The 9,983-nt window shown below is 68.3% G+C and carries 8 protein-coding genes; 2 read left to right on the top strand and 6 right to left on the bottom strand.

Features of this window, described 5'->3' with window-relative positions; translation table 11 throughout:
* The first annotated feature begins 1,199 nt into the window (after positions 1–1,199).
* Together ACFXHB_RS43340 and ACFXHB_RS43335 are read left to right on the top strand one after the other, a co-directional pair.
* The gene (locus tag ACFXHB_RS43340) at positions 1,200–2,384 is read left to right on the top strand and encodes an FAD-dependent oxidoreductase (protein ID WP_380582518.1); all 1,185 of its coding nucleotides are present in this window, start codon (positions 1,200–1,202) and stop codon (positions 2,382–2,384) included.
* 135 nt (positions 2,385–2,519) lie between these two features.
* Entirely contained in the window at positions 2,520–2,816 is a 297-nt protein-coding gene (locus ACFXHB_RS43335; protein WP_380582516.1) for a hypothetical protein, read from the top strand.
* Here ACFXHB_RS43335 and ACFXHB_RS43330 read toward each other — a convergent pair.
* From ACFXHB_RS43330 to ACFXHB_RS43305, 6 genes are all read right to left on the bottom strand, one after another.
* Complete coding sequence (locus ACFXHB_RS43330; RefSeq protein WP_380582514.1) at positions 2,810–4,114, bottom strand: hypothetical protein; 1,305 nt, start codon at positions 4,112–4,114, stop codon at positions 2,810–2,812. The two genes, ACFXHB_RS43335 and ACFXHB_RS43330, sit on opposite strands and share 7 nt — an antisense overlap.
* Positions 4,111–4,857, bottom strand: a complete 747-nt coding sequence (locus tag ACFXHB_RS43325) for a hypothetical protein (protein WP_380582512.1) — start codon at positions 4,855–4,857, stop codon at positions 4,111–4,113. The genes ACFXHB_RS43330 and ACFXHB_RS43325 overlap by 4 nt, the downstream gene beginning before the upstream one ends.
* Positions 4,815–5,513, bottom strand: a complete 699-nt coding sequence (locus ACFXHB_RS43320) for a hypothetical protein (protein WP_380582510.1) — start codon at positions 5,511–5,513, stop codon at positions 4,815–4,817. Before ACFXHB_RS43320 ends, ACFXHB_RS43325 begins: the two co-directional genes overlap by 43 nt.
* Positions 5,514–6,167: 654 nt before the next feature.
* The gene (locus ACFXHB_RS43315) at positions 6,168–7,169 is read right to left on the bottom strand and encodes a hypothetical protein (protein ID WP_380582508.1); all 1,002 of its coding nucleotides are present in this window, start codon (positions 7,167–7,169) and stop codon (positions 6,168–6,170) included.
* Entirely contained in the window at positions 7,166–8,230 is a 1,065-nt protein-coding gene (locus ACFXHB_RS43310) for a TniB family NTP-binding protein (protein ID WP_380582506.1), read from the bottom strand. The genes ACFXHB_RS43315 and ACFXHB_RS43310 overlap by 4 nt, the downstream gene beginning before the upstream one ends.
* Positions 8,224–9,983, bottom strand: a 1,760-nt coding sequence (locus ACFXHB_RS43305; protein ID WP_380582504.1) for a Mu transposase C-terminal domain-containing protein, incomplete at its 5' end; no start/stop codon positions are given. The genes ACFXHB_RS43310 and ACFXHB_RS43305, both read right to left, overlap by 7 nt.

Raw genomic sequence — 9,983 nt, 5'->3', positions numbered from 1 at the left:
ACGGCCGGGCCAACTTCGACCTCCTGCGACGCCGCATCCTCCTGTCACCGTGATCAACAAGAAGGAACCCCTCAATCAGCGACAGAGCCCAGAACTCGTGCCAAAGCCCGAAGGCGTGAACAAAGCCAGGCCGGCGTACGGGTCGTCTTGGATCGCACGAGAGGCTCGGTTGCCCGAGGCAGGTGCGGCTCGCCGGAACTTCCCGCTCGCGGTGTGCCGCAACGCGGCTGCCGGGCCGACACCATCCCGATGACCGCGACTCCGAGCCTCCTTGTTGCGGCGACGGACCGAGTGGGGTGTGCTGAGTGGTCGCGGGTCCTCCCGGCATTGCAGCGCGCATCGACGATTGCTACGCCGGACGACAGTCGGAGCTCATGCTCGAGCCGGGTGTGGGCGACTGTTTTGAGCGAGCCGGTCCGGCCGACCACGAAGAGAAGGCTCGCCAGTTCGCCGGTACTGGCCTCGGTGCTGACGTCCTCGAGGTTCCGCAGTGTTAGTGCAGGACCGGTTCGAAGAGGTCGATCGCCCCCTTCCGTGCTCACATCGGTTTGGCTCTCGCCCCGACGCAGGCCCAGCGCGGTGACGCCTCGCATCCCCAAGCCCACCAATAGGTTGGCCGACTTCAAAGATTTAGTAGTTGCACTTATTGGGTCGAAGTGGTTTTCTGGGATTGGTTGCGGGGTGCTGCACGCCCGACCGCATCCCTCTTCCTTCCCCCTCCTGAAAGGAGTTGACCAGTCATGTCCTCGCCCGCGTCTCCCACCGAGCTGGCAGCCGCACCGCACCGCGCTGAACAGCGTCGCAACGCGTGACTTGGGCACCACCACGACGTTGGCCAACCACGGTTCGCTCGGAGTCGCCGTCGTGGGTTCGCTGATCAATCGCGTCTTCCAGCCCGTGCTGCCTGCCGGCACCGCGTCCGACGCCGGTGCCCCCCAGAACCTGGCCCCAGCTGCAACGGAAGCCTGTCCCACCGCCGTCAGCTCCGGCAACAGCCGGATCGTCGCGCTCCTGTCCGGCCGCGCTTCCTCGCCGCGCTTTTCGCCATCAAGGTTCCGCCGAGGAAGCCCGACCCCCACTCGCTCCCGCATCCACGCAGACGACCCCTGCCACAACCGCGAGTCGGACTCCCCGCGCCGGGCAGGTAGCGAACCGGCACAGCACGCCACACCTTCGCCACGCACGAACGGAGCACCACCGTGAACCCTGTACCTGCCCGCCGCATCTCGATCATCGGCGCCGGCCCCGGCGGGCTGACCTGCGCGCGCATCCTGCAGAAGCACGGCATCGACGTCACCGTCTACGACCGTGACCCGGACGCCGACGCCCGCAACCAGGGCGGCAGTCTCGACCTGCACGCCGACGACGGTCAGCTCGCGCTGCGTGAGGCGGGCCTGATCGAGCGGTTCTGGAAGCTGGCGCGCCCGGAGGGACAGCAGATGCGCCGCTGGGACACCGCCGGCAACGTGCTGCTCGATCAGATTCCGGACGAGGACGACCTCGACAAGCCGGAGATCGACCGCGGCCAACTGCGCGACCTGATCCTCCGCTCCCTCGCACCGGGCACGGTGCAATGGGGTCGCGCCCTCGCCGAGGTCGGCGGCCCCGCCCAGGGGCCGCGGATCCTGCGCTTCACCGACGGAACGGTTGTCGAGACCGATCTGGTTATCGGGGCGGACGGCGCGTTCTCCCGGGTCCGCCCGGCCATCTCATCGGCCGTACCGTACTACTCCGGGGTCAGCTTCACGGAGGCGTGGTTCGACGATGTCGAGACCCGCCACGCCGACGTCTCCGCACTGGTCGGCAACGGCAGCGCCACCGCAACCGACGGCGAGCGCGCCTTGTTCGCCCAGCGCAACAGCGGCGGCCACATCCGTGTCTACATCATCAGGCGCACTCCGGTCGACTGGATCGCTGCAGCCGGTCTGACCGACGAGGACACCGCCGGAATCCGCGCACACCTACTGGACGAGTTCGGCGAATGGGCACCCGGCATGCGGCAAATGATCAGCGACAACGACGGACCCTACGTCGACCGGCCGCTCTTCGTCCTCCCAGCACCGCACACCTGGGAACACGTGCCGACCGTGACCCTGCTCGGCGACGCCGCACACCTCATGCCGCCTATCGGAGTCGGCGTCAACCTGGCCATGCTCGACGCCCACGACCTCGCTCTCGCCCTGGCCACCTACCCCACCGTCGACCAGGCCCTGCGCGCCTATGAGACGACCATGCTGGCGCGGTCCACCGAACTGGCCGAGGCGCTCCTCGGCGGCGCCGACTTCCTCCTCGAAGTGGACGAGCAGCCGGACGGCGACGATGAAGCGCGCGCCCTGCAGCACCAACTGAAGGCACACAGGGAGCGCGAGAACGAGCCGCGGTGACCACGTCCCCCACGTGTCGCTGACACGCCCAGCCCCCGCTTCCCAATGCAGAAGACCTGGACAATCACCCGCCCCGCTGGACGACACAACCCCCACCACGACCCTCGCCCAACCGCTCCAACGAAAGAGAAGACCATGACAGTCGATGGAACCTGGAACATCACCTTCAAGACCGGCGGCGGCGACGACAGCGCCGTCCTGACCCTGACCTCGGCCGGTGCGACGCTGACTGGTACCTACGACGGCAAGCCCATCACGGACGGTCACATCGACGGATCCATTGTGCGCTTCACCGCAGCCGTCTCTTCGCCGGTGAGGATGAAGATCAAGTGCACCGCCGAGCTGACCGGCGACACCATGGCCGGCAAGGCCAGGTCCATGGTGCTCTCGCTTCCGTTCACCGCCGTTCGGCGTACTGAGGGTGGTCACTGAACTCGAAGCAGTCGGCGCCGGGTCCGGGAAGCCACCGTCCTCGCCGTCACCGGCCCACTATGGGCGTCCGGCTCCTGGACCTTCTCGGTTCCGACGGAGCCGACCGGCTCACCGGAAGCAGCGCACCGTGGCGACTCGCCCTGGCACAGTTGGGTGGCCTTCGCTCGCAGACCTTCGGTGGTGGGACGGCGGCTGTCCACCGAGAGCGGGACCGCCCTGAACCCCTGATCCGCCGTGGCCCCGGCGGTGGTGCACTCGCCGGACGTCCCCTTGGGGGAGGTCTGCTTGGACAGGCGGTTGGAGTGGGTGTCGAAGGCGTACTGGCGGGTGACGCAGCCGGTGGCGACCGTGTTCTGTTCAGCCTTCACCAGCCGGCCGAGGCGGTCGTACTGGTAGGTGCGGGTGGCGGTGGAGCTGGTGTCCTTGGCCACCTGGCCCTGGGTGGAGATGTCGGTGCTCTGGGCCCAGATCACCTTGTTGTCGCTGGTGCGGGTGTAGGTGCGGGCGGTGGCCTCGCCGACGGCGTTGACGGTGTCCTTGCGGACGATGCCGCCGGGGTAGGTCTGCTCGACGAGCTGGCCGTCCGGCCCGTACTTGGCGGTGAACTCCCCAGCGACGCTGTCGGTCACGGAGGTGACCAGGCCGCGCGGTTCCTTCGCCCGGTCGTAGGTGTAGGCGGTGGAGCCGGTCGGGTCGCTCACCTTCAGGGGCTTGCCGAACCGGTCGAACTCCGTGGTGGTGGTGCCGCCGTCGGCGTCGGTGTAGGAGATCAGCCGGCCGAGCGCATCCAGGACGCGGGTCAGCGACTTGCCGCCGGAGTTGATCTTGACGATGTCGCCGGTGGCCGGGTCGTACTCGGTGGTGACCTTCGGAAGCGGCTTGCCGTCGTCCGAGGTGATCTCGGTGGAGGTGATCCGGTCCGCGCCGTCGTAGACGGTGACGGTCTTGCGGCTCTTGCCCGCGTTGGTCTCGGTGGTCTCCTCCGGCTCGCCGAACGGCGAGTAGCGGGTGACCCGCTTGACCGGCAGGGTCGTCGGCATCCGCGAGGCGTCCGCGCCGGTGACCGTCCCGCCCAGCCTGGTGGCGCAGGGCAGGCCCGCCCACTCGGGGCGGTTGGCGCATGCGGCGTCGTCCGGGTTGGCGCCGGCGGTGTAGAACACCGACTTCACCGTCCCGGCGTCCGTGCCGTTGGAGCCCGGCTTGCGGGACTCCAACGCACGGCCGGAGGCGTCGAACTTGACGACAGCCGTCAGCTTGGCGCCGAGCGCGTCGGTGGTGACGGAGGTGGGCGTCTTCACCGTCCAGCTGGAGGCGCCTCCTGGGCGCGGGCGGCCGAGCGCAGATACCGCTGCCGTGCTCCGCTGGAGCCGAACCACTCCTTCCACACCGTGCGCAGCATCGTGTAGCTTGGCACCGATTCGTCAGGGCCGAAGGTCGCCCGGACGTACTGGTGGATCAGACGGTCGCGGTCCTTCGCGCTGAGCTTGGAACGGTGCAGCGTCTTTGCCCGGACCGCGAACAACGCGTCCCGAACCGCCGGTGAGATCCGGTGCCCGGTCGCCTCGCGAAGCCACCGGTCGTCCGCCAGGCCGACCGGGCCGAACCGGCGCCGGTTCATGTCCCAGCGGATCAGCGTCCGGTAGCCAGCCCGCTGCAGGCCCAGCGCGGCGGCCTGGTCGGGGTTCTCGACCGCGGTCAGGCGCAGTTCCTCCGCCTTCGCCTGCCGGTGCTGCGTCAGCGTGGTTGTGTCCGGGTCGTACTGCGGACGCGGTTCGGCCGGTCCCGCCAGCAGCGGGTCACCACTGAGGGAGCCGGTCTCCACCTCGTTCAGGTGGGCCAGCCGCAACAGGGTCAGCCGCTGCTTCTGCGGCGTCAGGTCGGTCATCGGCATCAGCTCCCGCACCGAGGTGTGCCAGGAAGGCCCGTCGGCCGGAACCAGAACCACCTTGCCCACCTGGGGCTCGAACGTCTCCACCATCCACTCGGCGCCGTCGATGATCAGCTCGTTGCCGGGTGCCAGGTCCCCAGATCCCGGTGCCACAGCAGGCAGAGAGCGTGGGCCCGGGCGATCGCCGGGTAACTGCACCGCTCGACCAGCTCACCGAACGGGAACGGCCCCGACGCGGCGGCCCGGAGCAACTCGCCCTGGAGGCCGAGTTGATCGGTCAGCTCCCGCCGGCCCGCCGACAGAGCATCGACGATCCTCACCACGTGCCTGCGCCAGCCGGTCACCACGCTGTAGTTCCAGCCCACCGCCAGCGCGGCCTCAGTCGACGCCGCGAACCTCACCTCGTCCTCCGGCCGGATGCGTCCGGCCGGCCGGACATCCAGCAACCACGGCCCCGAGCCGGTCAGTAGCAGGAAATCCGGGGTGTGGTCGACCCTTTCTCCGTCCGCGGTGAGGAACCGCAGGCGGAAGGGCTGCGCCAGCGCCTCCTCCATATCACCCGCGAAGTCGGCGATGAGGAGCAGCAGCAGCTCCTCCTCGAAGCTCTCGAAACCGTGGTGCCGGTCGGTGCTGACGAGGTACTCCAGGCCCGGCCTGTGCCACTGGCCCGTCCGCCACGTGAAGCGACGTACCGGTCGGCTCTGTACCGCTTCGACCTCGCTGAGGTTCCGGACCGAACAGGTGACCGGGGTACGGCCGAAGCGCCATGTCGCGGTCCACCGATCGCTCCAGCCGGTGGAAAGGCTCAACGTCTTCCTGAGGGCGCCGAACCCCGGGTGAAGAAGGGCAAGCTCTCCCAGAGCACAGACATCGGACCACAGGCTGGTGCTCGCAGCCGCCTCCACTGAGAATCCGCCGGGCAAAGTCGAGACCACGCCCTCTCGCCTTCCGCTGCGAGCCAACAATGTGAGACGGAAGTTACGGGAGGGTACCCAACCGGGGATCGGGTTTCCGAGAAACCCGGCGTTCCACACCCCTGCCCTGCTATGTACGTGTACGCAAGTGACAAGAAGACCTGGCAGTCCCGCCGCCACAGTGCCGATAGCAACTGGCACCTCCGCAGGTCAGCATGCTTCGTAGGTGACATCCACGGCAGGCAGTCGCACCTTTGCGGCTGATGACTGTACTTGACACATAGCGCCGACAGTTGTTGTCCCGTCTCAAACGATCTGGTCTGCGAGGAGTGCTGTGACCTGCGGCGACCAGATCGATTGAGACGCCGAGGTGCCGAGAATCTCAAGTGATCTGGTCCCGGAAGCTGGGATGCAAGGTGTTGTCTCAGTTGATCTGGTCTGTCCCTGCTGCTTCGAAGTGATACCAGCTTTGGGTGTTCAGCCAGGACTGGCAGTCCCTGAAGATCCTTGCGAGGCTGTCGGGCTGCTCTCGCTGGTCGAAGAACTCGCCTAGGAGTTGGAAGAGTGTCGCGACGGCTTCGATGTCGGCGTGGGGCGTGAGCGGATGGACCGGTGGCGAACGAGGGCAGGCCAGGTGAGGTCGTGCCCCCTGCCGAGCCGGACGACCAACCACTCGTGAAAGCCGGCGAGCATGCTCCAGGAGGTCCCTGCGTCGCAGCCCAGGACGAAGGCTGTGGTGGTCGCGAAGGAGGCGTCGATGCCGTGCATCGCGGGCTGTTGGCGAATGGCGGCCAGCAGGCCGCGGTGGTTCCTGATGATGTTGACTTGCAGAGCCTGATGGGTGGCACCGAGGAAGTCTCCCGGCGTGCGCCGCGGGGTGCCGGTGACGCCGTTGGGGTTCGTGAGCGGATGACCGACGAGGAAGCGGCGCACGGTGGCATAGGAGACATCGGCGTCGTACTCGTCCAGCAGCTTTTCCCAGATCAGGCGGGTGGGAGGGAGCTGGCCACCGTTTGTCGCCGCGTATTCGTCGAGGATGGCATCGAGGGCGGGCCGGATGCGGTCCAGGACCGGGTTCTCCTTGACGGTGCGCGGCTTTCGGGGCGGCGGTGTCGGGGAGGCGAGGGCTTGCATGACGGTGCGGCTGTGCACGTGGTGCCGTTTCGACAAGGCACCGACCGACAGGTGTTCCTTGTGGGCATCGCGTCGAATGGCGGCGAAGAGTGCGGGCTTGTCCGCGCTGAGTGTGACGCGTCTTTTGGGCTTCTCCGGCTCGTCGGGTCCAGTCGATTTCCTCGGAGCCAGATCTGGCAGTGCCCGTTCGAGTGCGTCTTGCTGACGTCCGGTAACGGCTGCGAGCCGATCGCCTCGGGGGCGAGTTCCGTAGCCGTAGTCGGGTGGCCCGGCCAGGTATCCGCGCAGGTAGCTGGGCTTGAGGTGGTTCGCGCGAGCCAGTCGGCGGATGTAGGAGTCGGTGCTCTCCCCGCTCTTGGGGCGGGGGCGAGCTGGCAGTAGGCGGAGCCGGTCGCCGTCGTCAACGCTGTTGGTCATGAGGCGGTCTTGGTCTTGCGGGTCTGGGCGGCTCGGTCGAGTTTGACGCGTTCCAGCGACTGCCGGGTGATCATCTCGGTGCCGTCGAGGATCGCGTCGATGGCGGCCCCACGGATGAGGTGGGAGAGGCTGCCGATCATGCCGCCGGTGCGATGGTGGAGGTAGCCAGCCAGCCCTTCCAGGGTCTTGGGCCGGTGGTGGTGCAGTCGCAGGGCCTCTTCGAAGGTGCTGACCAGGCCGGTCCATTCCTGGGTGCGGGGGAAGGGGACGGTGTCGATGACCGCGAAGCGTCCGGCGATCTGCCGGCCCCGGGTGCCGTTGAACATCCCGTTCGCCTCCAGGTCCACTCCGGCATAGACGAAGGTGGCCGGGATCCGTTCGGAGAAGTACTTCAGGGTGTCGGAGACCTCGGCGCCGTTCCTGGTCGTGAGTGAGAGGTTGTGCAGCTCGTCGACACACACGACGCTCACTCTCGCGTCGATGAGGACGCCGCAGACGGCTTCGATGACGTCGGTGATGTTGGCGCGGGTGGTGACGGGCAGGCCGAGAAAGCGGGCGAACTCGACGGCCAGCATGCGCGAGGTCGCGGCGGGTGGGACGGTGACGTAGACGACCGGGATCCGGTCGACGCCCGGATGCTGGCGGCGGTCGATGACCTCGATGGTCTTGCCGAACTGGGTGAGTGCGGTGGTCTTTCCGGTCCCGGCCGCGCCCGAGAGGATCAGGCCCCGGCGGGCGCTGATCGCGTGCCGGTTGAGCAGGGTCAGGCGCCGGCCGGCGTGGACGACGGTGCGCAAGGTGGAGGTCGCGGCCACGGTCAGGCGTGTGTGGTAGTCGAGGCGGCAGTCGTCGTAGTCGAGCAGTCCGTCGTCGTCCAGGCCGGAGAGTTGGCTTGCGGTCAGGAGGTCCGGCGGGGCAGGGTCCTGGGTTGTGAACTCCCGCCAGCCCTCCAGAGTGGTGAGGTAGCGGTGCAGGTCCTCGCGGTCCAGGGCTCGTCGCCATCCGTGCTGACGGCCTGGGTCCGCGTCCTGGCCTGGGGTGGGTCCGGTCGCGGTCACCATCGTTTGTCCGCCTCCTTGAAGGGGTCGAAGACGCCGAGCGGGATGACCTTCGCGATCGGCTCGTCATCCGTGTCGTCCAGGGCCTCTCCAGCAGGGAGAGGCCAGTCGTTCTCGGCGGCTGGCGACGGTTCTGGCCTCGGCGGACGTGGTCCGTGGTTCTCGGAGGCGGCTCGGCTCCGGGCGGCGACACGCCGGTTGCGCTTGGACGGCTGCGTGGCCGGGCCGTCGCTCTGGCCGGTCGGCCCCTGGTTGGCTCTGACCAGCAGCTCGGCGACGGCCTGGGCGGTCTCCTCCTCGGTGGGCGTTGGGTTGCCCTTGCTCCGCAGGTCGGCTGCCGCGTGGTCCCAGGCCAGGTCACCGAAGGGTTGCGGGACGCTGCCGAGGTGCTTCCAGGGGACTGGGATCCAGCCGGTCTCCCAGTGCTGGCGCATCCAGATCCAGCTGGCGTCGTAGGGGTCGCGGTGGATCTCCCACAGGTGCCTCTTGCGCGTGACGCCGGAGGGCTGCCGGCGAAACGGAGCCAGATCAGGGCAGTCGTAGACCCGGTTGTTGATCTTGATTCCGTAGGAGTTGACGGCCCGCCAAGTCGCTGGCAGCAGTTCCACGTAGTCGTCCCCGCTCAGAGCGAGGGGGACATAGCCGGCGCTCTCAACCAGCGCGGCGTACTTCTGGTTCGGGGTGAAGGTTCGGCCGGGGACGCCCGGATCGCGGAGCCCGTCGTGGGGCCTGTTCTGCCACTTCGCGACAAGCCACTCGTCCAGGAATTCCTGGATTTCCAGCATCGACCATAGTGGTTCGTCCTCCACCCCCCGGCCGCGGTGTTCGGCGGTGCGGCCGAGATAGCCGGGGATGAACTGGCAGAACAGGGTGGCCACTGATTCAAGCGTGCGTTCGATGTGGGGCTTCTCCGCTGGGGAGCGTGGGTGGCAGGGCTGGAAGGTGATTTCCAGGGTGCGGCAGGCGGAGCGGAAGTTGTCCGAGATGAACGCCTTGCCCCGGTCACAGACGATCGTCTCGGGGATGATCACCGGTCGGGCGGCGGCGTGTTCGAGGCGCTCGTCCAAGGACAACAGCCTGCGGTGCGGCAGTACCGAGCGGGACATCGCAAGCGCCTGGGCCCAGCCCGGTCGCATCGGCTCCGGGGTCAGCGCGCGGGCCAGCAGCAGCGAGGCGTCCACCGACTTGGTGGTCGGCCGCACCACCGCGGCGGCGATGGTGCGGGTGGCGACGTCGACCAGTCCGGTGAGCTCGACGCGACCGGGGGTCCCCTCGTCCAACCGCACCAGCACGTCCAGCGGGGTGGAGTCGATCTGCATCAGCTCGCCCGGGGCCGCGACCGACTCGTAGCGGAACGGCCCCTCGGGCTGGTCGGCCAACGAGCGGCGGGTGCGGGCCGATCCGGTGACGTGGACGCCGTGCGACAGCTTGTCGAAGAGCCGGTAGAACGTGGCCCGCGACGGCATCCCCACCGCGCCCTGGCCGTGTTCGGCGTCCAGGATCCGCTCGGTCCGCCAGCGTGCGTACTCGATCGTGCGGGTGGAGGTGGAGACGCTCTCGCTGATCGCCTGGCGGATCGCCGCCACCACCCTCGGATCGGCCCGGCCGAGGAGCGAGGCGTGCGGGGCGAGCCGGCGGTCTACCACCGCCGCGATTCCGCCGGCCGACCTGGTCCTGAGCGACACCGAGCGGGAACAGTTGGAGCGCTGGGCGAGGCGGGCGAAGACCGCGCAGTACCTCGCACTGCGGGCCAGAA

Source organism: Kitasatospora sp. NPDC059327 (assembly GCF_042752535.1).
Lineage (GTDB): Bacteria > Actinomycetota > Actinomycetes > Streptomycetales > Streptomycetaceae > Kitasatospora.
Note: the sequence above shows the minus strand (reverse complement) of the source record. Positions and strands in the feature narration are given on the sequence as shown.